The organism is Xanthomonas sp. NCPPB 4467 (genome assembly GCF_041475665.2).
In the GTDB taxonomy this organism is placed as follows: Bacteria; Pseudomonadota; Gammaproteobacteria; order Xanthomonadales; family Xanthomonadaceae; genus Xanthomonas; species Xanthomonas dyei.
On record NZ_CM191260.1, the window covers coordinates 4,493,113 to 4,516,237 of the forward strand.

23 protein-coding genes, 2 other RNA genes and 2 pseudogenes are annotated in these 23,125 nt (G+C 63.9%); 14 read left to right on the forward strand and 13 right to left on the reverse strand.

Features of this window, described 5'->3' with window-relative positions:
- Window positions 1-37 precede the first annotated feature (37 nt).
- Both ACCQ06_RS19535 and ACCQ06_RS19540 read right to left on the reverse strand, forming a co-directional pair.
- Window positions 38-814 carry a LytR/AlgR family response regulator transcription factor gene (locus ACCQ06_RS19535; protein ID WP_316688785.1) on the reverse strand — a complete coding sequence of 259 codons (777 nt, stop codon included), beginning with the start codon at window positions 812-814 and terminating at the stop codon, window positions 38-40.
- Complete coding sequence (locus ACCQ06_RS19540; RefSeq protein WP_228323626.1) at window positions 811-2,103, reverse strand: sensor histidine kinase; 1,293 nt, start codon at window positions 2,101-2,103, stop codon at window positions 811-813. The genes ACCQ06_RS19535 and ACCQ06_RS19540 overlap by 4 nt, the downstream gene beginning before the upstream one ends.
- Window positions 2,104-2,444: 341 nt before the next feature.
- Here ACCQ06_RS19540 and ACCQ06_RS19545 point away from each other — a divergent pair, with 341 nt between their 5' ends.
- Window positions 2,445-3,653, forward strand: a complete 1,209-nt coding sequence (locus ACCQ06_RS19545; protein WP_316688786.1) for an NAD(P)/FAD-dependent oxidoreductase — start codon at window positions 2,445-2,447, stop codon at window positions 3,651-3,653.
- A gap of 49 nt (window positions 3,654-3,702) precedes the next feature.
- Here the strand turns inward: ACCQ06_RS19545 and ACCQ06_RS19550 are convergent.
- Window positions 3,703-3,891, reverse strand: a pseudogene (locus tag ACCQ06_RS19550) (hypothetical protein); the annotation flags it as partial.
- A 504-nt stretch (window positions 3,892-4,395) separates the two neighbouring features.
- Here ACCQ06_RS19550 and ACCQ06_RS19555 point away from each other — a divergent pair.
- Both ACCQ06_RS19555 and ACCQ06_RS19560 read left to right on the forward strand, forming a co-directional pair.
- Window positions 4,396-4,902, forward strand: a complete 507-nt coding sequence (locus ACCQ06_RS19555; RefSeq protein WP_228323628.1) for a YciE/YciF ferroxidase family protein — start codon at window positions 4,396-4,398, stop codon at window positions 4,900-4,902.
- 172 nt (window positions 4,903-5,074) lie between these two features.
- Window positions 5,075-5,445, forward strand: a pseudogene (locus ACCQ06_RS19560) (response regulator).
- On the opposite strand, the gene ACCQ06_RS19565 reads toward ACCQ06_RS19560, so the two are convergent.
- Both ACCQ06_RS19565 and ACCQ06_RS19570 read right to left on the reverse strand, forming a co-directional pair.
- Entirely contained in the window at window positions 5,446-5,628 is a 183-nt protein-coding gene (locus tag ACCQ06_RS19565) for a hypothetical protein (protein WP_316692698.1), read from the reverse strand. It lies immediately after the preceding pseudogene.
- A gap of 68 nt (window positions 5,629-5,696) precedes the next feature.
- Entirely contained in the window at window positions 5,697-6,977 is a 1,281-nt protein-coding gene (locus ACCQ06_RS19570; RefSeq protein ID WP_228323629.1) for a sigma-54-dependent transcriptional regulator, read from the reverse strand.
- 539 nt (window positions 6,978-7,516) lie between these two features.
- Between ACCQ06_RS19570 and ACCQ06_RS19575 the strand changes: the two genes are divergently transcribed.
- From ACCQ06_RS19575 to cydB, 4 genes are all read left to right on the forward strand, one after another.
- Window positions 7,517-7,798 carry a hypothetical protein gene (locus ACCQ06_RS19575; protein ID WP_316688787.1) on the forward strand — a complete coding sequence of 94 codons (282 nt, stop codon included), beginning with the start codon at window positions 7,517-7,519 and terminating at the stop codon, window positions 7,796-7,798.
- A 124-nt stretch (window positions 7,799-7,922) separates the two neighbouring features.
- Window positions 7,923-8,048: a hypothetical protein gene (locus tag ACCQ06_RS19580; RefSeq protein ID WP_316688789.1), complete on the forward strand. Its 126-nt coding sequence runs from the start codon at window positions 7,923-7,925 to the stop codon at window positions 8,046-8,048.
- A 32-nt stretch (window positions 8,049-8,080) separates the two neighbouring features.
- Complete coding sequence (locus tag ACCQ06_RS19585) at window positions 8,081-9,490, forward strand: cytochrome ubiquinol oxidase subunit I (RefSeq protein ID WP_316688790.1); 1,410 nt, start codon at window positions 8,081-8,083, stop codon at window positions 9,488-9,490.
- Entirely contained in the window at window positions 9,481-10,497 is a 1,017-nt protein-coding gene (gene cydB / locus ACCQ06_RS19590) for a cytochrome d ubiquinol oxidase subunit II (RefSeq protein ID WP_316688792.1), read from the forward strand. The genes ACCQ06_RS19585 and cydB overlap by 10 nt, the downstream gene beginning before the upstream one ends.
- 108 nt (window positions 10,498-10,605) lie before the next feature.
- Here the strand turns inward: cydB and ACCQ06_RS19595 are convergent, their stop codons facing one another.
- Both ACCQ06_RS19595 and ACCQ06_RS19600 read right to left on the reverse strand, forming a co-directional pair.
- Window positions 10,606-10,791: a hypothetical protein gene (locus ACCQ06_RS19595; RefSeq protein WP_170068556.1), complete on the reverse strand. Its 186-nt coding sequence runs from the start codon at window positions 10,789-10,791 to the stop codon at window positions 10,606-10,608.
- 136 nt (window positions 10,792-10,927) lie between these two features.
- Entirely contained in the window at window positions 10,928-11,569 is a 642-nt protein-coding gene (locus tag ACCQ06_RS19600; protein WP_316688794.1) for a DUF6766 family protein, read from the reverse strand.
- Between the two features lie 249 nt (window positions 11,570-11,818).
- On the opposite strand from ACCQ06_RS19600, the gene ACCQ06_RS19605 reads away from it, so the two are divergent.
- Window positions 11,819-12,685: an SDR family oxidoreductase gene (locus ACCQ06_RS19605; RefSeq protein WP_316688795.1), complete on the forward strand. Its 867-nt coding sequence runs from the start codon at window positions 11,819-11,821 to the stop codon at window positions 12,683-12,685.
- Window positions 12,686-13,204: 519 nt separating this feature from the next.
- Here the strand turns inward: ACCQ06_RS19605 and ACCQ06_RS19610 are convergent.
- The gene (locus ACCQ06_RS19610; RefSeq protein ID WP_316688797.1) at window positions 13,205-13,837 is read right to left on the reverse strand and encodes a DUF4142 domain-containing protein; all 633 of its coding nucleotides are present in this window, start codon (window positions 13,835-13,837) and stop codon (window positions 13,205-13,207) included.
- Between the two features lie 430 nt (window positions 13,838-14,267).
- Here ACCQ06_RS19610 and ACCQ06_RS19615 point away from each other — a divergent pair, with 430 nt between their 5' ends.
- Together ACCQ06_RS19615 and ACCQ06_RS19620 are read left to right on the forward strand one after the other, a co-directional pair.
- Window positions 14,268-15,482: an IS4 family transposase gene (locus tag ACCQ06_RS19615; RefSeq protein WP_316688798.1), complete on the forward strand. Its 1,215-nt coding sequence runs from the start codon at window positions 14,268-14,270 to the stop codon at window positions 15,480-15,482.
- A gap of 18 nt (window positions 15,483-15,500) precedes the next feature.
- Window positions 15,501-16,616, forward strand: a complete 1,116-nt coding sequence (locus ACCQ06_RS19620; RefSeq protein WP_316688799.1) for a zinc-dependent alcohol dehydrogenase — start codon at window positions 15,501-15,503, stop codon at window positions 16,614-16,616.
- 116 nt (window positions 16,617-16,732) lie between these two features.
- On the opposite strand, the gene ACCQ06_RS19625 is transcribed toward ACCQ06_RS19620, so the two are convergent.
- A complete protein-coding gene (locus tag ACCQ06_RS19625; protein ID WP_316688800.1) occupies window positions 16,733-16,900 on the reverse strand; it encodes a hypothetical protein in 168 nt (55 codons plus the stop codon).
- A gap of 476 nt (window positions 16,901-17,376) precedes the next feature.
- On the opposite strand from ACCQ06_RS19625, the gene ACCQ06_RS19630 reads away from it, so the two are divergent.
- Both ACCQ06_RS19630 and ACCQ06_RS19635 read left to right on the forward strand, forming a co-directional pair.
- The gene (locus ACCQ06_RS19630) at window positions 17,377-17,628 is read left to right on the forward strand and encodes a YkgJ family cysteine cluster protein (RefSeq protein WP_046965021.1); all 252 of its coding nucleotides are present in this window, start codon (window positions 17,377-17,379) and stop codon (window positions 17,626-17,628) included.
- A gap of 9 nt (window positions 17,629-17,637) precedes the next feature.
- Complete coding sequence (locus ACCQ06_RS19635; protein WP_104617445.1) at window positions 17,638-17,853, forward strand: hypothetical protein; 216 nt, start codon at window positions 17,638-17,640, stop codon at window positions 17,851-17,853.
- Between the two features lie 256 nt (window positions 17,854-18,109).
- On the opposite strand, the gene ACCQ06_RS19640 is transcribed toward ACCQ06_RS19635, so the two are convergent.
- From ACCQ06_RS19640 to ACCQ06_RS19650, 3 genes are all read right to left on the reverse strand, one after another.
- Window positions 18,110-18,427 (reverse strand): hypothetical protein, encoded by a 318-nt coding sequence (locus ACCQ06_RS19640; protein WP_228323381.1) that lies wholly within the window; start codon window positions 18,425-18,427, stop codon window positions 18,110-18,112.
- Between the two features lie 315 nt (window positions 18,428-18,742).
- Window positions 18,743-18,955 (reverse strand): hypothetical protein, encoded by a 213-nt coding sequence (locus ACCQ06_RS19645; protein ID WP_104617446.1) that lies wholly within the window; start codon window positions 18,953-18,955, stop codon window positions 18,743-18,745.
- Between the two features lie 322 nt (window positions 18,956-19,277).
- Window positions 19,278-19,355: non-coding RNA, sX9 sRNA (locus ACCQ06_RS19650), on the reverse strand.
- Between the two features lie 194 nt (window positions 19,356-19,549).
- On the opposite strand from ACCQ06_RS19650, the gene ACCQ06_RS19655 reads away from it, so the two are divergent.
- Window positions 19,550-19,625: non-coding RNA, sX9 sRNA (locus ACCQ06_RS19655), on the forward strand.
- A 101-nt stretch (window positions 19,626-19,726) separates the two neighbouring features.
- Here ACCQ06_RS19655 and paoC read toward each other — a convergent pair.
- Window positions 19,727-21,940: an aldehyde oxidoreductase molybdenum-binding subunit PaoC gene (paoC, locus tag ACCQ06_RS19660; RefSeq protein ID WP_316688802.1), complete on the reverse strand. Its 2,214-nt coding sequence runs from the start codon at window positions 21,938-21,940 to the stop codon at window positions 19,727-19,729.
- A gap of 440 nt (window positions 21,941-22,380) precedes the next feature.
- Between paoC and ACCQ06_RS19665 the strand changes: the two genes are divergently transcribed.
- Window positions 22,381-23,118, forward strand: coding sequence for a DUF3348 domain-containing protein (locus ACCQ06_RS19665; protein WP_316688803.1), 738 nt, complete (start codon window positions 22,381-22,383; stop codon window positions 23,116-23,118).
- Window positions 23,119-23,125: the final 7 nt, after the last annotated feature.

The window sequence follows — 23,125 nt, forward strand, 5'->3', positions numbered from 1 at the left end:
CTTTCGTGTCGATGCGGTATGGGGGGAGATGAGGGGATTACATGCCGCGGAACAGGGTCATGAACGGCTGGCTGACGGTGAGCGTTTCGCTGCGCCCGCGCAGCGCCAGCCGGCCCTTGCCGGTGTCCTCGCGCACCACCGAGGCCACCGCCTTCATGTTGACGATGGTGGAGCGGTGGATCTGCTTGAACACCTGCGGGTCGAGCACATCGAGCAACTCGCGCAGCGGGGTGCGCAGCAGCGCCTCAGCTCCGGCCGTCATCACCGTGGTGTATTTCTGATCGGCCTGGAAATACGCCACCTCGTCCAGTGCGATCAAACGCGTCTCGCGGCCGCTGGTGGCGGTGAGCCAAGCCAGTGGCGGCGCGACGCCGGGCGCTGACGGACGCGCGGCCAGCTGCTGCAAGAGCGCTTCCAGCAAGCCGTTGTCCGGCTGACCGGCGGCGGCGCGTTGCTGCACGCGTTGCCAGGTGGCCTGCAGGCGGTCGCGATTGATCGGCTTGAGCAGGTAATCCACCGCGCCGTGTTCGAACGCATCGATGGCGTATTGATCGTAGGCGGTGACGAACACCACCTGCGTGCGCGGGCTCACCTCGCGCATCGCGCGTGCCACCTCGATGCCGGTGAGGCCGGGCATGCGGATGTCCAGAAACACCACATCCGGCTGCTGAGTGGCGATGGTCTCCAGCGCGCTGGCGCCGTCTTCGCATTCGCCGACCACCTGCAGTTGCGGGCACACCTCGGCCAGCAGCGCGAGCAAGGACTGCCGCAGCAGCGCTTCGTCTTCGGCAATCACCGCACGTAGCGCGCTCATGCCTGCACCTGCACGGCCGTGGCAGTGTCAGGCAACGGCGGCGGGCGCGGTGCGGCCGGTTGCGCCGGCAAGGGCAGCGTGAGCGTGGCCGCCACGCCGCTGGGGAAATTGGACACGATGGCAAAACTCGCCTTGCCGGCGTAGATCAACTGCAGCCGCTCGCGCAGGTTCTTCAGCCCGATGCCGGTGCCGTGGCTATGGGTGTTGAAGCCTTGGCCGTCGTCGGCCACGGTCAGCGTGGCCTGGTGCTCGTCCAGGCGGCGCGCCAGGATCCACACGGTGCCACCGCCGGGCTTGGGCTCCAGACCGTGCTTGATGGCGTTTTCCACCAGCGTCTGCAACATCATTGACGGCAACGGCAGGCCGCGCAGCTCGTAGGGCACTTCCACCTGCAGCGCCAGCCGTGCGCCCATGCGGATGCGCAGGATCTCCAGGTAGGCCTGGGTGCGTTCGAGCTCTTCGCCCAATGTGGAAGTGGCATCGTCGGCGCTGGGCAGCGAGCGGCGCAGGTACTGGATCAAGTGGCCGATCATGATGTCGGCGCGCGGCGGATCGGTGCGCGCAAGGACCTGGGCGCTGGCCAGCGTGTTGTAGAGAAAGTGCGGTTCCACCTGCGCATGCAGCAGGTTCAAGCGCGCCACGGCCAGTTCCTTTTCCATCACCGATTGCTCGGCAGCGGCCTGCTCGTCGCGACGTTGCTCGCCGACCCGGCGCACCACCGCGCGATTGATCGCCTCGGCATTCTCGTAATTGCTGCCCTCGTCCACCGCGAACAGATCCACCCAGGCGCCGGCATCGGGCTCGCACAACACGGTGACGCTGCTGGTGCCCTGCCCCGGCGCAATGGTCACCAGTACCTGGTTGTGGGTGATGGCAAAGCGCGCAAACAGATTCCAGCGCGACGGCTTGCGGCCTGCATACGGATCGATGCGGCGGATCTTGGCGCGGATCAGCAGGCTGCCGGGCGCGCTTTCGATGTCCTGCACGCGCGGCAACGCGCGCACCGCTTCTTCCACCATCGAAAAGCTGGCCTGCACCTCCAGCGGCACCTCGATCTGCCGCCGCTGGCGGGTGGACAAGGTGGCGTGGTCCAGTCGACCGGCGATCAAGCGTACGCGCCGCACATGCGTGATCGCACTCATCAATGCCAGCGCCAGCAGCACGATGCAGATCAGGCTGAAGAGCGCGCCGGTAGCGCCGAACAGCTGCGCCCACATGATGCCGGCCACCACCAATGCGGCGGCCCAGGCAAACACGATACGCACGATCAGAAAGACGCTGGCAGACACGGGAGGGACTCGTCGAAAGATGGGACGGGAGCGAGCATAGCCGCCGCGTGCCACTGCGAAAGCCCCGGGCGACGAATGGCCCCCAGCGCCACCTCAACTGCCGGGATCGCAGGATGAAACCCGACCTGGCCGGTCGGCGGCACGGGGGCCTGCGCGGTATGCTCGCCATGGGCAAGCAACAGGCCGCTTGCGTGGTTACTGTGCGCTATGCGGCCGAGCACGCTGTCGTGCCAAGCAGCTATCTAGTGCCATCGGGCGACACCGCCGTGTGGCTGCGGAACGTCGGCACGGCAGACATCGCAGTGGGCCGGCAAATCTCCAACTCATCTCGCAGGAGTCGCATGCACCGCCGTCATTTTCTGCACAGCGCAGGCCTTGCGCTTGCGGCCGCTTCGACCGGCAGTTGGGCTGCCAACGGCAGGGCCGCCATTGCGCCGTCCGCTCCGTTGCCGGCATCCGACGGGCCGGCGATGTCGTTCGCTAACCCGCCTGCACTGGCGCCGATCCGCGCATCGGTCGATCGCATCATCGCCATCGACGGCTGCACCCGGCCGTTCCGTGCGCAAGGCCCCCGCATCGAGGCAGAACGCATCGGGCGTAAGACGGTGGTGCATAACTACGGGCACGGCGGCAGCGGTTGGTCGTTGTCGTGGGGCGCAGCCGAACACACGTTGCGACTGGTGCGCGCAGCCGATGCAAACGTGCGCGCGCTGGCAGTGATCGGCTGTGGCGCGATTGGGCTGACCACGGCGGTGGCAGCGCAACGCGCCGGCCTGCGCGTGCGCATTTATGCCCGCGAGCGGCTGCCGGACGTGCGCTCGTTCTATGCCACCGGCGTGTGGTCGCCGGATTCGCGCGTCTGCACCAGCGAGCACGCCACAGCGGATTTCAAGACGCGCTGGGAAGAGATGGCGCGGATCTCCTTTCGCCGGTATCAGACGCTGCTCGGCTTACCCGGCGAGCCGATCGAATGGCGCGATGGCTATGCCTTGTCGGATGTGCCGTTCGATCAACCGGTCACCTCGGCCGAGGCGCACGAACCAGACTACCCGCCACTGGAGCGCACGCTGCTGCACGACCTTGGCCCGCGCTCGCACGCACTGAGTGCCGGCAGCCACCCGTTCCCGGTGCCGTTCGTGCGGCGCTACAGCCAGCTGACTTTCAACATCAGCGCATATGCGCGGCTGTTGCTGCAGGATTTTCTGCAGGCGGGCGGCGAGCTTTACACGCGCAGCTTCGACGATCCGCGTCAGTTTGCCGACCTGCGCGAAAAAATCGTGGTCAACGCCACCGGCTACGGCGCGCGTGCACTGCTGGGCGACGACAGTGTGATTCCGGTGCGTGGGCAGACCGCACGCCTGATCCCGCAACCGGAGGTCACCTACGGGCTGGTCTGGCGCGGCCACAATCTCAACGTGGTGCCGCGTCGCGATGGGCTGCTGGTGCAGGCCCAGGGCAGCAACGACTTCAACAATGCCGATGCCGCCCCGGACCGTGCGGCGTCGGAAGCGGCAGTGCGCACGCTGGCGCAGTTATTTCCGACAAGCTGAGGTACGCGGCCATCCCGGCGCTATGCACTGCGCCTTGAGCGCCGCACCCATCGCTGAGTGACGCATTCAAGGCGATGGCCAATGCGGCATCGCCGTTAACCAGCGCGTCCCACCGCAAGCGTACGCCCTTGCGTTTGCCTTTTTCGACCAGCTTCAAACCGTCGGGGTCGATCACCAACGTATACGCCTGGTCGCCGATCTGCAGCTCGCGACGTAATGGTTTATCCAGCGGGGTCATAGGACATCGCGTGCGGGCGTGTGCATTCGTTGTAGTGCATCGGTCTGCGCCGCAGGACACATGATGCCGACAGGCGTGTCTTTACCTGTGTAATTTCCGCGCACGGCCTGTCCATAACTCAGCAAGAGAGCATCCGTCCTAATGCTGCTGCGCATCCGCACAGCCCGATCAGCGACGGCGATTCGCGCACCATGAAGCGAAACATCTGCCACAGCGCGGCTGTGGGTTAACTCACGCCTGTGTGAGCGATGCGTGCACACATTCCGGTATGGCACAGGTCGTCATCGCACCGGGATCACCGTTTCCACCGATGGCGCTAACACTCGCAGGGCTAGCGTAGCGATCACGCGGTACGGCTTGGAGCCAGCTCGACATGACACATGGCGGGGCGCACCAGGAATCAATCGCACTCGCGTTTTTTATCGGACGCAAACAACAAGAACGCGTGACCACCCAGCGGTGAATGCCACGCTTCAAACCTCTGACCCACACCAGGAGCCACCCATGGCGATCAAGACTGTCGAAGAACTTTTCATCCATGAGCTGTCGGACATCTACAGCGCCGAAAAACAGCTGACCAAATCGCTGCCGCGCCTCGCACGTGCAGCGACCGAACCGAAATTGAAAAGCGCATTCGAAACCCATCTGGAAGAAACCCAGGGACAAATCGAACGCATCGACCAGGTGGTCGACGTGCTGGGCATCAAGCTCAAGCGCATCAAGTGCGCGGCGATGGAAGGCCTGGTCGAAGAAAGCCGCGAAGTGATCGAAGAAATCGAAGCCGGCCCGGTCCGCGATGCCGCACTGATCGGTGGCGCACAGAAGGTGGAGCATTACGAAATCGCTTCGTACGGCACCATTGCGGCGATGGCCAAGCAACTCGGCTACACCGATGCGCTGCCGCTGCTGCTGGCAACGCTGGAAGAAGAAAAGGCCACCGATGAAAAGCTGACCCTGCTTGCCGAACAAGGCGGCAACCAGAAAGCCGCCAGGACCAGCAAGGCGGCCTGATCCATCACGCGGGGCGGCACACCGCCGCCCCGTTGCCCGCAGTGTTGCGGGCCTATTCTCAAAACCAACGCTCCACCGGTAGCCAATATGGTTGGTCGGTGGAGCGTCATCCAATCGTCGCAGATCACGGCAGATCATTGCAGCGGTGATCGATAGGAGCTACGGCGCACCGCTGACTGGCCGACGCATCCCGGTGAACGAAGACGATTATCTGTTGGCCGAGGCGCTCGACGATTCGCTCATCAAAGCAGGTACGCGCGCAATGGCGCCGGTTGGCAAGATAACGGACGCGCTACCGCTGCCAAACTCCGGACAGGCCATAGATAGTGCGCTGCTGCACGTCGACGTCTGTGGCTATACACGGTTTTTCCGGTTGCCGATGCGCTATTGGCGCGTGGGGTGCCGCTCTCGTTCTGTTCCGGCTACCACCGCTACATACTGCCGCCGCGCGTCGCGCACCTGTCGTACTGCATGACGCCGTACAACCCGCGAGCCATCACCACGCTGCTCAGCAAGCAGACCCAAGCGGCCGAGCATCACTGATCAGATGTCGTCGTTTGACGACGCTGGCGGTGGTACCTCTACATGCGGGCCATCAGCGCGCTGCTCGGCGCGCTCCTGTTCGCCCAATTCATTGAGCAACAGGATGGCGGACTGATGTGCAGTGCGTAGCGTCTCCATTGGCTTGGAGGTATCGCCACGCAGGGCATACAGCGCAAAGCCCATCACATTGAGACGGTTACGCAGCTGATGCAGCAGCTCGCGCTGCCGGCCGTGCGATGCAGCATCGCTCACTACGCGTCCTTGTCGCTCAGTCGGTTGTGCAGCGTGCGCACGCTGATCCCCAACTCGCGTGCCGCCGCCTTCTTGTTGAAGCGCGTCCGTGCCAGGGCCGATTCGATCATGGCGTCTTCGGCCTGACGCATGGTCCAGCCGGCCGGAATCAGCAAGCCGTCTTCGTCGGCCTGCGGCACGGTCTGCTCCACATCCGGCGCCGTCAGCAAATCGCCGTCTGTGCGCAGATACAGATAGTGGATGAACGAGCGCAGCTCGCGCACATTGCCCGGCCAGGTGTGATACGCCAGATAGCGCAGCAGCGACTTGGTCGGCAGCTTGCGCTTGCCGTATTTGACGTTGAGTTCGTCGATCACGCGCAGCCCCAGCACGCGCGCATCGCCGCGGCGTTCGCGCAGCGCCGGCACCTGGATCGGGTACTCGTTGAGGCGGTAGAACAAGTCCTCGCGCAGCACGGCGTGCTCGCGCTGCACATGCTGGTGGGTGGCCGCGACAACGCGGGCATTGAGCGGAATCTCTTCATTGCCGCCAACGCGCATGAAACTGCGCGACTCGATCGCCCGCAGCAGATAGACCTGCAGCCGCTTGGGCATCTCGCCGATCTCATCCAGAAACAGCGTACCGTCGTCGGCCTGTTCCAGAAATCCGGCATGCCGGCGATCGGCACCGGTGAAGCTGCCGCGCTCGTGGCCGAACAGCTGGCTGGCCAGCAACTCTTCCGGAATCGCGCCGCAGTTGACCGGCACGAAGCGACCGCGACGGCCGGACACCCGGTGGATGGCACGGGCGACCAGATCCTTGCCGGTGCCGGTCTCGCCGGTCACCAGCACATTCAAATCGGTCGGCGCCACGCGCACGATGTCCTTGCGCAACAGCACGATGCTGTCGCTGTTGCCGATGATGCCCAGATTGCCTTGCTGCGCGTCGCGCAGGCCGCCCAGCACGCGTTCCAGCCGCTCCGGCGCAAAGGGCTTGGTCAGGAACTCGCTGACGCCGAACTGCTGCGCGCGGCCTTGGGTTTCATAGGCGTAATCGCCCGATACCACCACGATCTTCGGGGTGTGGTCCGGGTCCAACCGCTCGATGAGATCGAAACCGCTGCCGTCGGGCAGGCCAACATCCACGACCAATAGATCGGGGAAATTGCTGTCCAGCCAACGGCTGGCTTCGCCAAGCGTGTGGATGCCCTTGGCACGGAAGCCGCTATCGGTGGCTAACTCCACCACCTGATCGCAGAACTCCACGTCGTCGTCGATGATGGCGCAGGAAAGACGGTCCATGAGCGCTTTTGTCCGCAATGACTACTACATGTTCAGTTGAGAATTGTGACAGCGGCGCGAAAAATACGCCTGCGCATCACCACGAGATTGCTCGCTGCAGTCACGACCATCGTGATCGAACGGCGCTCTTCCCCCAAGTCGAGCTCGCCGTGTCATGCGCGCAGTACGCACGGCTGGGCAGCAATTTGCCAGTGCCAAGCGTCATGGTCGGGGTCGGTCGCCGCGTCGGGCATGCCGAAACGCCAAACAGTGCAAGGTTTGCCGGCACTGTTGCCGCGCATTCTTGAGGCGCACCGTCGGGCTCAACGCAATGGATCAGTTCGCTTGTGCTGTTGCATCCATCGCAACCGGAAGTTTAGCCGGCACCGACGTGAGCAGATGCCGAGTGCTGTCAGACCAGTCGACCAGTCAAAGTAGTGGCCTTAGGCGTGATCCATTGCCGGCGCGTGCCGTGTGGAGAAGGCGTGTAGGCCATCCTCACAGCAACGTACTTTCGACGCGCAACCATTGCGTCCCGACTTAGCCGCGCGAGGTGTCTCATGCAAGCAGTTTCGGTACATCGCCACGCCGATGTGCAAAGTGAATTGACGTATTGGCGGGACCAGCACCGACGCGGCCAGCTCGGCTATCACCCCTTCGCTGGCATCCCGGAAGGCACCGTGCGCGCCGTCTGCGAGGCGTACAACACGCAGCCGGACCTGACCGAATCGCAAGCGGTCAAGGCCGTGCGCGAGGCCCTGTGCTTGACGCCAGGTTCGACCAATGCAGCCCTTGCCGACTGGCTGGCGCCGCGCTGCCTGCGGCATTTGCGCAGCGCGTAGCCAGCGCACCGACACAGGTCTGCAGACGCGGGCACGGATGCCGAACGCAACAGCACAACCCGACCGCAGTGGCACTGCGGTCCAGCCACCCCACCCTGCTGCCGCATGCGGCCACGCCTGCAGCTTGAACGATCGTGAAGCGTTAAGCTTCAGAGCCGCGCATTTCATCGCCACCTACCCGCACATCAGCCTCGACCATACGATCACCGTGACGCCCGTCATTGCCATCACCACGCCAGTGCCGTCGTAGACGCATCCTCGCTCGGCACCAGGGAGATTCCTGTGGAAGCGCTGCTGTTGTCCCGCATCCAGTTCGCCTTCGTCATTTCGTTCCATGTGCTGTTCCCTGCCTTCACCATTGGCCTGGCGAATCTGCTGGGCTTTCTGGAATGGCGTTGGCTGCGCACGCACAACGAGGGATGGAAGCGGCTGTATTTTTTCTGGTTGCGCATCTTCGCCGTGTCCTTCGGCATGGGCGTGGTCAGCGGTATCGTGATGGCGTTCCAGTTCGGCGCCAACTGGCCAGAGCTCAGCCGCATTGCCGGCGGCGTGATCGGGCCGCTGCTGAGTTACGAGGTGCTCACCGCGTTTTTTCTGGAAGCGAGCTTCCTTGGCGTGATGTTGTTCGGCTGGGGCCGCGTATCGGAGAAGCTGCACTTCTTTGCCACTTGCATGGTGGCGATCGGTACGCTGGTGTCCACTTTCTGGATCCTGTCGTCCAACAGCTGGCTGCACACACCGCAGGGCTATGCGATGGTCAACGGCATCGTGCATCCGGTGCGCTGGACGCAGATCATCTTCAATCCCTCGTTTCCGTATCGGCTTGCGCATATGGCGCTGGGCTCGTTCATCACCACCTGCTTCGTGGTGGGCGGCGTGGCAGCGTACTACCTGCGCAAGGGCGTGCATCTACCCGACGCTGCACGCATGTTGCGGCTGTCGGTAGCCTTTGCGGCCATCGTGCTGCCAATCCAAGTCATGGTTGGCGACCAGCATGGCCTCAACACGCTGGAACACCAGCCGCTCAAGGTGGCGGCGATGGAAGCGCATTGGCATAGCGAACAAGCCGGCGCCGGCGTGCCGCTGGTGCTGTTTGCGCTGCCCAATGCCGAGGCCGAGCGCAACGACTATGAAGTGGCGATCCCGCGCCTGGGCAGCCTGATCCTGACCCACAGCACCGATGGCGACATCACCCCATTGACCTCGGTGCCGCGCGATCAGCGGCCGCCAGTGGTACCGGTGTTCTTTGCGTTCCGCATCATGGTCGGTCTGGGCATGGCGATGCTGTTGCTGTCCTGGGTCTCTGCCATTGCATGGTGGCGCGGCCGGCTGCATGCAAAAGTGCTGATCCTGGCCTGGAACGTGATGCTGCCGGCCGGCTTTATCGCGTTGGTCGCCGGTTGGTTCGTGACCGAGATCGGGCGACAGCCGTGGGTGGTGTATGGGTTGCTGCGCACCGCCGACGCGATGGGCCCGCAATCGGCCGTGACCGTCGCCGTGTCGTTACTGGTGTACGTGCTGGGCTACGCGTTCGTGTTTGGTTTTGGCATTTTCTATCTGACCAAACTGGTTCGCGCCGGCCCGCACCCCAGTTGCGATGGTCCGGATGTGGCCGGCGGCGAACACACCCCTGCACGCCCGTTGTCGGCCGCGGACACCGCGTTGGAACAGGAGACCACACCATGGAACTGAGCTACTGGTTGCCGGTGGCGTGGTTTGGCGTCATCGGCTTTGGCGTGCTGATGTACGTGGTGCTGGATGGCTTTGTCTTGGGGTTGGGCATGCTGGCGCCGTTCGCACGCGACGAGCAGGAAGTGGACCTGATGATGAACACCGCAGCGCCGATCTGGGACGGCAACGAAACCTGGCTGGTGCTCGGCGGCGCAGGGTTGTTCGCAGCGTTTCCGACTGCGTACGCGGTGATCCTGTCGGGACTGTATCTGCCGGTGCTGTTGATGGTGATGGCGTTGGTGTTCCGCGGTGTGGCCTTCGAGTTCCGCTTCAAGGCGCAACGCTCGCGGCCACTGTGGACGCTGTCGTTCATCGCCGGCTCGATCCTTACCGCATTCGCGCAGGGCATCATCTTGGGCGCGCTGGTGGAAGGCATGGCGTTGGAGAATGGGCGCTACATCGGCGGAGTGTTCGGCTGGTTCAGCCCGTTCACCATGCTCACCGGCGCAGCGTTGGTGTTCGGCTATGCGTTGCTCGGCAGCACCTGGTTGATCCTCAAGACCGAGGGGCGTACGCACACCCTGGCGCGTCAGCTGACCAAGCCGCTGGTCGGTGTGGTGGTGACCTTCCTTGTGCTGGTCAGCGCGTGGCTGCCGTTCCTGAGCTCGCACGTGATGGCGCGCTGGTTCGCGGATGGCAACTTCTGGTGGTTGTCGCCCATTCCGGTGGTGACCGCGGCAGTGGCACTGGCGTTGTGGCGTAGCAGCGACAGCTCACGTAGCGATGCCACGCCATTTCTGCTGACGCTGGCGATCTTCGTGCTGGGCTTTATCGGGCTGGTGCTGGGTATGTGGCCGTATCTGGTGCCGCCGAGCTACACCATCTGGCAGGCCGCCGCGCCACCATCCTCGCAGATCTTTCCGCTGGTTGGCCTGGTCGTGCTGTTGCCGTTGGTGCTGGGGTATACGGTGTGGTCGTATCGCGTGTTCCGCGGCAAGATCGCCGCCGATGTGGGCTATCACCATTGAGCCCGCTCCAGCGCTACGCAGCGTGGAGTGCCGGCATGACATCGCAACGTGGCAGATAGCACAACGCCAGCATTTGCGGGCGTTATGCTATCGAATTACCAGAGGATCTCAGCGCTTTTCCGATCCATCCGGTCGTTCGTAATCGTGCTCCGGGTCGGCCTTGTTCACGTCACGGTCCTGGTCGGGCATGTCGTGCACCTTCCAGTGCGCATCTTCGTTGCGTCTTTCCTGCGGCGTAAATGGCTTGCTCTGATCGGCGTCAGGACCCCATGGTTTTTTCGGTTCGGTCCCCATCTGCATCTCCTGCGTCGCGGTGTGATGTCACGCTAGACAGAGGCACATTGCAGTGCGGTGAACGACGCTGTGTGATGGCGTGAAGTGCTCTCTCGCGGGTCCGCCTAGTGTCTGCGCAGCGGGCTTGCCACCGCCATCATCCGCCGGTTTGCGAATGTGGCGCCTCGACCGGTTTGGATTGCGGCGAGTCCTTCTGGCGCAGCCAGATCGTCAAGACCACCAGTGAAAACACCGCCAGGAATTCGCTTTGCCAGTTTTGCATCGACTCGAACCAGAATCCGGCATCGGTGAAATGGTCGAGCATACTGATCGGTGGCATGCCCTTCTGTGCACGTTCCAGCAGCTCCAGCCGCCAGCTGCCGATCAGATGCAACACAAAACTCATCAGGAACAGGATGCCAAACGCGATCGCCAGCGAATGCTGGTACAGGCGCAGCCACAGTCCACCGGCACGTACCGGCCACGGCGCAGGGCCTGGCGTGATCGACGTTGGCTCTTCATCGGGGTCGAGCGGGCGCGATTCCGCAGACCCCACCTGACGCAACTTGACCGTCAGCAACACGTACATGCCCATCTGCAAAAATTCGCTTTCCCAATTCTCGAACAATGCAGACATGAAGTGCGGGCTGTGCAAATAGGCAGCCAGCTGCAGCGTCGGCAATCCATGCTCGCGTAGCTCCGTGTTGTAGGCGTGGAGCCCGGCATAGATCTGGCAGCCGATGAAAAACAAGGTCAGCGCAAGCAGACACAACGACAGCCCGTTACGGCGCAAAAACATGGGAGGTCTCCTGACAATGCGCTCAGTATCGAATGCAGTGAGCAAGAACACATGAAGTTCGCAGCGACGCGCACGCCGATCAATGCAACTCCGTAACCGAACAGACAGCTGCACCACCCACGCGTGGGTCGCCAGCACACCCGCTGCCGACATCGCCTAGCCCGGATGTTTACGTTTGCATGCTCACACTGGCTTTCACCGCAGCACTCGCGCGCTGCACGCCAGCGAACCCAATGTCAGGAGACGATCATGCCCGTACCCAATTACCCGCGCCCGCCATTCAAGCCCCAGCAGCAAAGCTTCCCGGGCCGTACCGAAAAGATGGACCCACGCCCGGACCACGGCGAAGACAGTTACGTCGGCCATGGGCAATTGAAGGGCAAGCGTGCATTGATCACCGGTGGCGACAGCGGCATCGGTGCGGCCGTTGCGATCGCCTATGCACGTGAAGGCGCCGATGTGGCCATCGCGTTTCTGCCTGATGAGCAGGAAGATGCCGCCAAGATCGGAGCACTGATCGAGAAAGCCGGCGTCAAGGCATTGTTGGTGGGGTGCGATATCAGCGATCCTAGCCAGGCAGCCGCATTGATCGACAAGGTCAACAGCACGTTCGGCGGTCTGGATATCCTGGTCAACAACGCCGGCTATCAGCAGTATTTCGAACGCTTCGAAGACATCACATTGGATGAGTGGCGCAAGACCTTCGACACCAACGTCCATGCCGTCTTCAATCTGGTGCGGCTGTCGGCCCCACTGATGAAAGATGGGGGCTCCATCATCAACACCGCCTCAGTGCAATCGAAGAAGCCGACCCCCAACATCCGGCCTTACGCGGCCACCAAGGGTGCGCTGGCCAATCTCACCATTGGGTTGGCGGGCGTGCTTGCCGAAAAGAAGATTCGCGTCAACGCAGTGCTGCCCGGCCCGATCTGGACGCCATTCATTCCCTCCGGCATGGACGAAGAATCGGTGGAGAATTTCGGAGCGCAGACACCGATGGGACGTCCTGGGCAGCCGGTGGAATTGGCCTCGGCCTACGTCATGCTCGCAGCCGATACGGCCAGCTATACCTCGGGCACGCTGCTGACGATCTCCGGCGGCGCTGTAACGCTTTGACGCGCGTGTAGTGTGATCGCGCCCGCGTCACCCGTGAGGGGGAGGCGGGTTTATTTGGCCGAGATAGGGTTGCTGCTGGCTTCGAATCATGCCGCCACCTGCACGACAGCATCAGAAGCACATTCTTCGGCTTGCCGATTCAATCTAACGCAAGACCGCACTGCGTCCAGTCGCGCCAGGTGACTACAGTGCGCAGTCGCGCACCATGCTTCAGTCAAAAAGACAGGCAGCTTTGACTGCCTGTCTTTTCTACGTTGCGCGATGATCAACTTGGAGTTCAATGTTCGCGCCCAACAGACACGTTACCCAGTGTTCAAAGCACCCGCCTTAGCCGCTGGTCGAACATCACGATGTTACTGGCTCTAGGGCGGCTAGTAGAGTGTCACCGACTTCCGTCAGATGGGCGTGCAAGCCACTCTCAGAATCGGTTGTACGAGTGGTGCAGCCTGCTCGAGCAACGATCACGTCCACCTGTCGGCGCAGCCGTTTATCAGCTGATCTGAGCACTGTTAACTGAGCTTAGTGGGGCTGGGTCTGCTTCGCGCTGAGGGCCTTGGCATGCTCCAGATGCTCGGCGATGGTTTCGCGCATGCACTGCAGTTCCTTGCCCAGATCGCTGGAGCCCGGCTCGCTGCTCAATTGTTTGTCCAGCAACTCCAGCGCCTGCTCATGGCTGCGCACGGCAGTTTGCAGATACTGCGTTTCGAATGCCTGCCCGTGCAACGCTTGTAGCTGGTCGCGTGCGCTCTTGGAACGCGCAGATGCGGCTTGCCCGAGCGGACCGCTGCGGTCTGGTGCGAAACGGCTGAGGTCGGTCAGTGCAGCGCTATGCGCTTCATCCATCTTGCGTGCGAAATCCAGCAACTCGCCCTCGACGCCCTTGACCACGGCCAGCTGCGCTAGCGTGCGCTCTTGCTCGTTGAAGATGGCCAGCGCGCCCAGCGCCTGCTTGCGGTCGCGTGCATCACCCACATTGGCGCGCAGTGGGTCGCCATGCGGCGGCGTGGTCCCGATGGCAGATTGCGCGGTTTGGCGATCCTCCCGTACGCCCTGCTCGACTTGCGTGTCCGCTGCCAGACCCTGATGACGCTGCCAAGCCTTATATGCCACATAACCCACGGCGCCGGCCGTCACCATCTTGAAAAGTCCCATGCCTATCTCCTGAGTGATCGCACGTGGCGATCATTGATTGTCGGGCTTGCATAACCGCAGTTGCGTTGCAACGCAGTGCTGCGCGTGAAATCAGCCTGCGAGCGCGCGGGTTATCCAGACGTGACATGCGCATCAACGCGATGTCGTCGAGCAAGCACGTGCACACCGTGCGCACGCAATGTGCTGACCGGCTTAACAGCCCAATGCAAACACTGCACTGCATTGCCGCACCCCGCCGGCCTTCAGGAGATCCACATGCTTGCCCTCAACTACCACGGCTCACGCGATGTGCGGGTCGAAACCGTGCCGGACCCTGAGGTTTCCCCACATTTCTTCCTGCGAGATCAAGTACTTGCTGGATCAGGATGTGGAAGAAGGTGCGCGCATGGTGCACGCTTCAAGGTGACTAAGCCAGAGAAGAGTGCCGACCATGCGCGCCAGCGAAGTATTGCAGAAGTGCCTGTCTCACTCACTCTCTGGCATGTATGCATTACGTCGACGCGCCTTGCTTGGCGCGGTTGAGGCGCTGTTGCACGGAGGCCGGCTGACCTTGATCGACATTGCACGCGCATGGCCAGGCGCGAGGCGGGTACGTGCGCCCCTCAAGGCATGCGACCGCCTGCTGCGCAATCGCACGTTGCAGGGCGAACGATCCGTGATCGAGCGGGACATGGCGCATTGGCTGCTGCGCGGCGCGCAGCCGGTGATCGTCATCGACTGGAGCGATCTAAAGCCGGACAAGTCATGGTGTCTGCTGCGCGCAGCCGTGCCGATCGGTGGGCGCACGCTCACGTTGCTGGACATGGTGGTTGCTGGGAAACAGCAAGGCTCGCCTGGTGCGGAGAAGCGTTTTCTGCAACACCTCAAGGAACTGATTCCAGACGATGTGCGTCCAATCCTGGTCACGGATGCCGGATTCCGCACGCCGTGGTTTCGCGCGGTCTCGGCGATGGGCTGGGATTGGGTCGGGCGTCTGCGCGGACGCACGCAGGTCAAGCCGCAAGACGTGCCCGATGATGCAGCGCAATGGATCGATAGCCGACGCTTGCATGGGCTGGCGTCCAACCGTGCACACGCATTGCCACCGATGCAGGCCAATCGCAGCGATCCACTCGATTGCCGTCTGGTGCTCTATGCCAAGACACCGCAGGGACGTCAGCAACGCAATCGACGCTCACCTGCCAAGGTCTCGCGCGCATCATCAAGTTTGAAAGCAGCAGCGCGTGAGCGCGAGCCGTGGCTGATCGTCGCCTCCCCACAACTGCAAGCGCCCAGCGCAAAGCAGTTGGTCAACCTGTACGCACGAAGGATGCAGATCGAGCTGGCATTTCGGGATCTGAAGTCGCATCGCTACGGTCAGGCGATGGAAGACAGCCTGACCCGTCGCGGTGAGCGCTTGCAGATCCTGTTGTTGCTCAATACGCTGGCCACCTTCGCCAGCTGGCTGGCAGGACTGGGCTGCGAAGCCACCGGCATCGCGCACTGGCTGTCGCCCCGCAACAGTCAGCGCAAGCTCTACTCGACACTGCGTGTCGGCCGCGAGGCGTTGATCCGACGTTGGCCCATGGAACCTGTCTCACGCTGGCTAGAACGCTTGCGCTCACTGCCCGACGCAGTGCGCGAGCAGATGACCCTGGTACCTTAAAAACGTGGGGATACCTAAGTGCCGGACCCGGTTCTGGTCGAACGCGATGATGTGATCTTGCGCGTCACCGCCACCGCAATTTGCGGCTCGGATCTGCATCTGTACCGCGGCAAGATTCCTGACCTGCGCCCTGGCGATATTCTCGGCCATGAGTTCATGGGTATCGTTGAAGAGGTCGGACCGGACGTGACGGCGGTGAAACCGGGCGATCGCGTGGTGATTCCGTTCGTAGTCGCATGCGGGCGTTGCTTCCACTGCATGCTGCAAGAGTTTTCTGCCTGCGAAACCACCAACACCGGCAAGGGCGCTGCGCTCAATCACAAGGACATGCGCCCGCCTGCGGCCCTGTTTGGTTTCAGCCATCTCTACGGCGGGCTGTCCGGCGGGCAAGCCGAATTTGTGCGCGTGCCCAAGGCCAACGTCGGGCCGCTGGTGGTGCCGGATGCGCTGCACGATGAACAAGTGCTGTTCCTGTCCGACATCCTGCCCACCGGGTATCAGGCTGTTGTCGATGCCGGCGTCAAGCAGGGATCCACGGTGGCGATCTTCGGCGCCGGCCCGGTGGGCCTGATGGCTGCGGCGTGCTGCCGCATGCTGGGCGCAGAGCGCATCTTCATGGTCGACCGGCATGCGTACCGCCTGGACTTCGCGTCGAAGGCCTACGACGTGATTCCAATCAACTTCGATGAGATCGACGACCCGGCCGATGTGATCGTGTCGCAGACCGACGGTCGCGGCGTGGATGCCAGCATCGAGGCGGTGGGCTTCGAGGCCGAAGGCAGTGCGATCGAAACCGCGCTCACCAACCTCAAGCTGGAAGGCAGCAGCGGTGTGGCGATCCGCCAATGCATCGCGGCCACGCGGCGCTGCGGCGTCGTCAGCGTGCCCGGTGTGTATGCCGGCTTCATCCATGCCTTCATGCTCGGCGATGCCTTCGACAAGGGGCTGAGCTTCAAGATGGGCCAGACGCATGTACAAAAACACATGCCGTCTTTGTTGGAGCGTATCGGCAACGGTGAGCTCAAGCCCAATGCCATCATTTCGCACCGCATGTCGCTGGCCGATGCGGCGCAGGGCTATGCGTTGTTCGACAAGAAGCAGGACGACTGCCGCAAGGTGGTCCTGACACCGTAAGCGTCGCATCCCAGCACGTGAACCAACAAGGCCCAGTCACTGACCGGGCCTTGTTGATTGTGATCACCACACACTTGCCTCACCGCTCGGCGGCTGACTCATCGTGATCGCCGCGCTCAGTCCAGCGGCTTGGCCGGCACAAACGGCGACACCGGGTCGCTGGCCGGGAAGGTTTCTTCCACTGCCTCGTCCTGCAGCGCGTCCTGCTTCTGCTTGTCGCGGTGTTTCTGGTCGTGACCTGCGGAATGATCGTGCGCAGATGGATGCGGCTTGGATGTATTCATAGCGGTGCTCCCGATGCGTGCTACGGACACCCCCACGCGACGGCGCGCCATCGATAGCATGGGTGAAAACCGTCTTCGCACCGGCGTGACAAAGGCAACGCGGCGCACCGGCATTCTTGGGGCCAGTTGCTCAGCGAGCGCGGCAATCCAAGGCCGGTACCGCGAGCCACCTGCATCGAGCACGCGACGCATCCTGGCGCCACAAGGCCGCGCGATCTCGGTGCGTCGGCGCGTCGCTGCAGCGCCGGCAGGGGTGTTGCCGTCAGCGGGCAACTCCAGCAACGCCATCGCACAGCCTGCAATTCCCGCGACATGCGTTCAGGACAGGGCCTGCGGGTGCCGGTTCACATCCGGGCGCGCGCAGGGTGTATGGTGGAGTTGCGGCCGGAGACCGGTGTCGCCTTCACTTCAATCTGGCCTTTTCCATCAAGACTCTCTGCGAACGCTGCGACGCCGTCTGTTGCCGGCTCACCGTCATGGTCGATCCATCCGACCGCATCCCTCAGCATCTGACCAGCGTGACACCGCAAGGCTGGCACGTGATGGCGCGCGACGAGGAAGGCTGGTGCGTGGCCCTCGATTCGGCGCGTATGTGCTGCTCGATCTATGAAACGCGCCCGGCGATCTGTCGGCGTTTCGTCATGTCCGGACCGTATTGCCGCGACGTGCGTGCCACCTACGACGATCAACGCCGGCGGGGCATCCCCTTGACGCTCTACAACGCATGAGGATTCGCGATGAATAACTCCCGCCGCCAGTCGATGACCGTCAGCAATCAACCAGGCAAGCCGCGCTTGTCCGAACAACGTCTGGCCGCCGACCTGGAAGCGTTTCAGCAATCCGGTGGCGCGATCGAGCGCCTGGGCGACACGCCGCTGCGTCGCGACAAGAAGCGCGGCGCGCCCGAGACCGCCGTGGTCACACCCGCCAAGGCGCCCGACGCCGTCGAGTAAGCCTTCGCTGGCAGGCGGGCTGCGCCTTAGCCTGCGCTTGCGTTCGTTTTGAGTGCGGCAAATGCGTTGCGCATAGCGTCAAGCGCTGCAGCACCGCGCATGCTGGGGTCGTGAATCGACCGCCTCTTGCGCAGTTCCCTTTTGCCTGCCACGTGATCGATCCAACGTCACCCCGAGGTGCATTGCGACTTACCGGCAGGTTGCCGCATTGATCCACTCACGCAGAACAGCTGCGCGTTCGGCCAGATCCACCGCATCACGCAAGCGCCGTTTCTTCGCATCCGTTGTGTACGTCACCGCCCTTGCCTGCAGCCGCTTGCTGCCGACGGGCCGTCAGATAGCTGCGCCATTGCCCACCCAGCGCTGCACACAGCGCATCGGCCGCCAGCGACTCATGCACGCACGCCAGATTGAGTTCACGCTGCCAATGAATGCCGGGTTGGCCGCCCGGCCAGGGCGTCATGCGATACCCCGCCGGCAGCATCACGCCCGGCAATGACGCGCCACATCGCATCTGCCCATCGTGCGGGCCGCCGACCAGATGCACACGCACGCCTTCGACTGTTTCGCTCACACCTTAGCTCCTCAACGAGGTGCCGGATCACCGCATCCGGCACGGGTTGGGGGCGCCGCTGCATTGGCGGGCAACGCAGGCGCGTCGCATCTCCACTGCCCAGCGCATTGCGATAGCGCCCCGACCGACACTGCGTGATCGGCGAAGATCACGCAGTGCCATCGATGCGCCAACCGTAAAAATGCGCGCAGCAGGCGTGCGTGAAAACGACAGAAAGATTGGGTGAGCGCGCGGGCCGTCACGCATGCGACGGTGGCGCAGAGCGCACCGCGCGGTGGCGGCAGCCGCACGCCAGCACCGGACCGCGGGAGGCAGTTACAGCAGCTGCGCGCGATCGATAGCGCCGAACCGTTGCGCCAGTGAGGCCATTTCGTTGGCCAGATTGATCATGTTGCCGCCGGCCTGCGCCGCGACGCCCATGATGCGCTGGTAGGCGTCCCAAAAGTCCGGTCCACTGCCATAGGCGTCGTGGAACCCTTGCAGCTCCAAGACCAGCAGATCGGACACTTGCATGTCGGAGTGGTCCATTGCATTCCTCGTTGGGGATTTCCCCGGCCGGCAGCTTATACCCGTTCACCTTACAAAACGCAGGCGATTCGGCGACGGCGCCCGCCAACCTGAATTGGTTAGAGAGATGGCCGAAAACGCAGCTGGAACGATGTGTCCATCGCGCCCGGGCTCGCCCAACGGCACGGTTTTTATGCTGCCTAGGTCACTACATAGCTCAACTGCACGGTCGTGCTCGTCAGCACGCGATCACCGGCACACAGTCGTCAGAGACGCACATGACAGGTGATCTGGCGCTGCCCGACCTGCATCGGTATCAATGCAGAAAACTTCCAATCAGAGCGACTAACACCACGTCGCGAGCAGTCGTCAGGTGGGTGCGGATGGCGCGCTCAGAACCGCAGTGTACGGAGGGGTACATGCGCACCGAGCACGGGCCGCGCATGTCTGGCGATGAGCACCGTCGTTTTGTTAGCTGCGCGTAGTGTCAGGTGCCCCCAATCGCATGCACAGCTGCTACCGCATGCATGCATCGACCACGGCCTGCTGCCTTAGAGCCGCTAACAAAACGACTGTGCAGCCGCCAGGCGGGTGCGGCCGGTGCTCGGAATCGGCATGTACCACCCGTACACTCCGGTTCCTCCGCGCCGTCCACACCCACCTGACGACTGCTCGCTACGGTTTGTTAGCCGCTCTTAGCTCCATCGCCAGCCCAACACGCGAGTGCTTGCTGACGGCACTGACCCCGCTACAGACATCGGTCGGCGCCACACCGCTTTTTTCCTTCTGCACTTACCCCGCCCTGCGCGGCAGTTGCGCTAACAGCTTGTCCAGGGTGATCGGATAGTCGCGCAAGCGGATGCCGGTGGCGTTGTAGATCGCATTGGCCAGCGCCGGCGCCACGCCGGTCAAGCCCAACTCGCCCACGCCCTTGGCCTTCAACGGCGACATGGTGGGGTCCACCTCGTCGATGAAATGCGCCTCCAGATGCGGGATATCCGCATGCACCGGCACCTCGTAGCCGGCCAGGTCGTGATTGACGAACAGGCCCAGCCGCGTATCCACCGCCAGCTCTTCCATCAACGCCGCGCCCACGCCCATCACCATGCCGCCGATCACCTGGCTGCGCGCGGTCTTGGGATTGAGGATGCGCCCGGCCGCGCAGACCGCCAGCAGCCGGCGCACGCGAATTTCGCCGGTGTCGGCATCCACCGCCACCTGCGCAAAGTGCGCGCCGAAGGTCTGCTGAGCGTACTGCTGTTTGAGCGTGCCGTAGTCCATGGCGTCCTCGGCCACCAGCTCGCCGTGCTCGACCGCTTGCGCCAGCGGGATGGCGCGGCTGCCCACATGCACCATGCCATCGGCAAAGCGGGCCTGGTCTGCGGCAATGCCGAGGCGCTGCGCCACTGCCTCTCGCAGCTGCATGCAGGCGGCATAGACGCCGGCAGTGACCGAGGCAGCGCCCTGCTGCCCGCCCGAGCCGGGCGTTTCCGGAAAGCTGGAATCGCCCAGCCGCACCACCACCTGCTGCAGCGGCACGCCGAGCAGTTCGGCCGCGGTCTGCGCCACGATGGTGTAACTGCCGGTGCCGATATCGGTCATGTCGGTTTCGATGGTCAGCGTGCCGCTGCGGTCCAGCCGCGCACGCGCGCCGGCCTTGGAGATCGGCGCGCCGCGAATGGCGCTGGCCATGCCCATGCCGATCAGCCACCGGCCATCGCGCATGCTGGCGGGGGTGGGATTGCGCTGCGACCAGCCGAAGCGTTGCGCGCCGTTGCGCAGGCAGGCCACGAACGGCCGCGTGGAGAACGGGCGCTGCGGCTGTTCCGGGTCCACCTGGGTGTCGTTGACGATGCGCAGCTGCACCGGATCCATGCCCACGCGCTCGGCCAGCTCGTCCATCGCCACTTCCAGCGCCATCATCCCCGGCGCCTCGCCGGGCGCGCGCATGGCGTTGCCTTCGGCCAGATCCAGCACCGCCAACCGTACCGCAGTCATCCGGTTGGCACCGGCATACAGCGCACGGGTGGACAAGGTGGTCGGCTCGCTGCGACCGCCGCGCAGATTGCCCGACCAACTCTCATGGCCAATGGCGGTCAGCCGCCCGTCCGCAGTGGCGCCCAGGCGCAGGCGCTGGATGGTGGCAGGCCGGTGAATGGTGCTGTTGAACATCAGCGGGCGCTGCAGGGCCAGCTTGACCGGCCGCGCGGTGATACGCGCGGCCAGCGCGGCCAGCACCAGATCCGCCTGCGCGGTGCCCTTGCCGCCAAAGCCGCCGCCAATGAACGGCGACAGCAACCGGATGCGCTCCTTCGGCACACCCAGTGCCCTGCCCAGATCGCGCGTGCCCCAGTTCATCTGCTGGATGGCGGTGTGGCAGATCAGCTGCTCGCCCTCCCAGCGCGCGATGGTGGCGTGCGGTTCCATCATCGCGTGCGCCTGGTCGGGGGTGCGGTAGGTGGCATCCACGGTGAACGGCGCGGCGGCATAGGCGGCGGCGAAATCGCCTTGTGCGGTCTGTGGCGGCCCGCCGAACGGGGCCTGCGGCGCCACCGGGGCGCTGGCCTGCTGGGCGGCCAGGTCGTATTGCCCGCGCTCGCGCGCGTAACGCACCCGCACCAGCGCCGCACCCGCACGGGCCTGCTCGAAGGTCTCGGCCACCACCACGGCCACCGCCTGATGGTAGTGGTCCACCTGCGGCGCGGCCAGAAACCGCTGCACGTAGAACTCGCCGGTGCCCAACGTGGGCACGTTCTGGTAGGTAAGCACGGCGATCACCCCGGCCGCCGCCTGTGCGACGGCGGTGTCCATCTCGGTGATACGGCCCTTGCCGATTGCCGCGCCGACGATATAGCCGTAGGCCATCTGCCCGGGCTGGTCATGCCATTCATAGGCGTAGCGAGCCTGCCCGGTCACCTTGAGCGGCCCGTCCACGCGGTCGACCGGCTGGCCAAGCACCTTGAGTTGGTCGCTGGGGTTGGGTCCTGCGGGAGTGTCGAACTTCATGCGGATGCTCCTGAGGGGTGCGGGCGGCCTGCGCCGCAGCGGCAGGTCTGCGATGGCGTCAGATCTGGCGATGGCTAAAGCCCGGGCGCGATGGCAGCCTTGCATGGCGGGCGCCGGCTGCTCTGCTGTGGTTGTAGCAAACCCGCGCGCCGCGCGATGCCATGTAGGCGGCATGCGGTCATGAATATTGTTCATGAATCGGCGCAAGCGCAGGCGCCACAACCATCTCACCTGATGCTGCCGGCTCGACCGATTGCAGCGGCCGTCTGCGCTGACGACGCTCCGGCAAGTCACCTGCCGCCACAGCCCGACTCCCGAATACCACCCTGACCGCAGTTCTGCCCAACCATGAACGTCACCAGCCACCGCAGCGCACGCCCGGTGTCGCCGGCCGACCCGCTGGCATTCCCGTGTAGAATGCGCGGTCTTTGACCGGAACAATGGCGAAAGCTGCTCCACGGGCGCCCCTCTCGGGCCCGGCGTTCATTCGCCTGCTCGCACGCCTCAGCGATGTCCGCATCGCCCAGTCCAACCATGCGCTGGCCGACCGGCTGAGCCAGTGGATCGACTGGACACGCGCCGTGGCCGTGTCCAAGGCGCTGGATGGCAAGTTGCCCGAGACCGACGACCTGCCAGAACCGCGTCCGCTCGATGCCGACGCTTGTGCGCGCGTGCGCGCTGGCCTTGCGATCAGCAGCGTGGCCGATCTGGATGCCCTGGTTGCGCGGCTGCGTAGCGAGGCGCGCGCTGCGACGGACAGTGATGCACAGCCGCCAGTGCCCGACTACGCGCCGTTCCGGCAGCACTACCTGGCGATGCAACGCGCCATGCGCACCGCCACCGGCGATTTGCGTGGGCGGCTGCGCGACCTGCTGGCGCTGGTGTCCAGCGACATGGCACGGCTGGCCGAAGTGGATGCGGTGATGGAGCTGACCTTGAGCCCGCGCGAGCAGACCTTGTTGAACACCGTGCCGGGCCTGCTGGGCACGCATTTCGACCGCCTGCGCGAGGCCGCGTACGCGCACCGCGCGCCAACCGATCAGGAGACCGCGCCACGCGCGGTGTCCGATGGCTGGCTGGATGTATTTCGTAAAGACATGCAGAGCGTGTTGCTCGCCGAACTGGATGTTCGTTTTCACCCGATCGAAGGCCTGCTTGCAGCGCTTCGTACCCGCTAACTGGGAC

Excerpts from the sequence above, each read along its gene's own strand:
- ACCQ06_RS19535 (WP_316688785.1), bottom strand. The coding sequence starts at position 814 with ATGAGCGCGCTACGTGCGGTGATTGCCGAAGACGAAGCGCTGCTGCGG.
- ACCQ06_RS19545 (WP_316688786.1), top strand. The coding sequence starts at position 2,445 with ATGCACCGCCGTCATTTTCTGCACAGCGCAGGCCTTGCGCTTGCGGCC.
- ACCQ06_RS19555 (WP_228323628.1), top strand. The coding sequence starts at position 4,396 with ATGGCGATCAAGACTGTCGAAGAACTTTTCATCCATGAGCTGTCGGAC.
- ACCQ06_RS19565 (WP_316692698.1), bottom strand. The coding sequence starts at position 5,628 with ATGGGCTTTGCGCTGTATGCCCTGCGTGGCGATACCTCCAAGCCAATG.
- ACCQ06_RS19570 (WP_228323629.1), bottom strand. The coding sequence starts at position 6,977 with ATGGACCGTCTTTCCTGCGCCATCATCGACGACGACGTGGAGTTCTGC.
- ACCQ06_RS19575 (WP_316688787.1), top strand. The coding sequence starts at position 7,517 with ATGCAAGCAGTTTCGGTACATCGCCACGCCGATGTGCAAAGTGAATTG.
- cydB (WP_316688792.1), top strand. The coding sequence starts at position 9,481 with ATGGAACTGAGCTACTGGTTGCCGGTGGCGTGGTTTGGCGTCATCGGC.
- ACCQ06_RS19595 (WP_170068556.1), bottom strand. The coding sequence starts at position 10,791 with ATGGGGACCGAACCGAAAAAACCATGGGGTCCTGACGCCGATCAGAGC.
- ACCQ06_RS19600 (WP_316688794.1), bottom strand. The coding sequence starts at position 11,569 with ATGTTTTTGCGCCGTAACGGGCTGTCGTTGTGTCTGCTTGCGCTGACC.
- ACCQ06_RS19605 (WP_316688795.1), top strand. The coding sequence starts at position 11,819 with ATGCCCGTACCCAATTACCCGCGCCCGCCATTCAAGCCCCAGCAGCAA.
- ACCQ06_RS19610 (WP_316688797.1), bottom strand. The coding sequence starts at position 13,837 with ATGGGACTTTTCAAGATGGTGACGGCCGGCGCCGTGGGTTATGTGGCA.
- ACCQ06_RS19615 (WP_316688798.1), top strand. The coding sequence starts at position 14,268 with ATGCGCGCCAGCGAAGTATTGCAGAAGTGCCTGTCTCACTCACTCTCT.
- ACCQ06_RS19625 (WP_316688800.1), bottom strand. The coding sequence starts at position 16,900 with ATGAATACATCCAAGCCGCATCCATCTGCGCACGATCATTCCGCAGGT.
- ACCQ06_RS19630 (WP_046965021.1), top strand. The coding sequence starts at position 17,377 with ATGGTCGATCCATCCGACCGCATCCCTCAGCATCTGACCAGCGTGACA.
- ACCQ06_RS19635 (WP_104617445.1), top strand. The coding sequence starts at position 17,638 with ATGAATAACTCCCGCCGCCAGTCGATGACCGTCAGCAATCAACCAGGC.
- ACCQ06_RS19645 (WP_104617446.1), bottom strand. The coding sequence starts at position 18,955 with ATGGACCACTCCGACATGCAAGTGTCCGATCTGCTGGTCTTGGAGCTG.
- paoC (WP_316688802.1), bottom strand. The coding sequence starts at position 21,940 with ATGAAGTTCGACACTCCCGCAGGACCCAACCCCAGCGACCAACTCAAG.
- ACCQ06_RS19665 (WP_316688803.1), top strand. The coding sequence starts at position 22,381 with ATGGCGAAAGCTGCTCCACGGGCGCCCCTCTCGGGCCCGGCGTTCATT.